The sequence below is a fragment of the Hyella patelloides LEGE 07179 genome, assembly GCF_900659865.1.
In the GTDB taxonomy this organism is placed as follows: domain Bacteria; phylum Cyanobacteriota; class Cyanobacteriia; order Cyanobacteriales; family Xenococcaceae; genus Hyella; species Hyella patelloides.
This window is the reverse complement of sequence record NZ_LR214355.1, coordinates 1-1,035: the sequence shown is the minus strand read 5'-3', so window position 1 is coordinate 1,035 and position 1,035 is coordinate 1. Positions and strand designations below refer to the sequence as shown.

At 38.5% G+C, this 1,035-nt stretch carries 1 pseudogene; it reads left to right on the top strand.

The annotated features are described in order from the left end of the window. Window positions 1–94 precede the first annotated feature (94 nt). Window positions 95–1,028: pseudogene (locus H1P_RS33700) on the top strand (IS630 family transposase). Window positions 1,029–1,035: the final 7 nt, after the last annotated feature.

Sequence of the window (1,035 nt, the reverse complement as noted above, 5' to 3'; positions counted from 1 at the left end):
TATAGCAATACGTGGCTAAGTTAGGACAAAACCAGCTAAGATTAAAGCGATCAGGCGAAGCCTGCCACTGCGTGATCGCCAAAACAGAAAAATAATGCCTGCTCCCTATAGCTACGATTTAAGAAAAAAAGCCATAGATGCCTTTTCTAGAGGTGAAAAGAAGTTAACTATTTGTCAATTGATGAAAATAAGCCGTAACACTTTAGACCTATGGCTGAAAAGAGAGCAAGAAACAGGAGACTTTAAAGCGCGCGTCGAGCGTCCCACCAGAGAAGACCGAAAAATTCAGGATTTAGAAAGATTCAAACAGTTTGTGAAACAACATAAAGATAAGACACAACAACAAATGGCAGATTTGTGGGGCGAGAATCTCACCCAGCAAAATATTAGTGATGGAATTAAAAAGTTAGGTATAACAAGAAAAAAAAACTTACGGGTATCAAGAAAGAGATGAAGAGAAAAGAAAAGAATTTAAAGAGCAACTAAAACATCAACAGGCAAATAATTTAGTTTATGTGGATGAAGCAGGATTCGATAACCGAGACGATTATCCTTATGGTTATAGCCCTAAAGGAGAAAGATGTTACGCACTCAAATCTGGGAAAAGAAATGAGAGAGTAAGCTGGATTGCTGCACTCAAAGAAGGAAAAGTGTTTGCTCCCTTAACTTTTGAAGGGTCATGCAATCGAGATTTATTTGAGATATGGCTTAAAGAAAGTTTAATTCCTCAACTACAACCTGGAAATATCATTATTATTGATAATGCTACTTTTCATAAAGCGGATGCGACCCCGCGTCGCCGATAGGCGCAAGGGAACGCGCACCAAGCAGGACAAAGTATTCAAGAAATAGTAGAAGAAGCAGGATGCGAGATTTGGTATTTGCCCTCTTATTCTCCCGATCTAAACAAGATAGAGCGTTGGTGGTCGGTTCTCAAAACTTGGATGAAGCAGAGAGTTAAAGAATTTGAAACTGTTAGAGAATGTGTTGATACAGCTTTTAAAAAATGTCCTAACGTATATGCGTAATGCTATA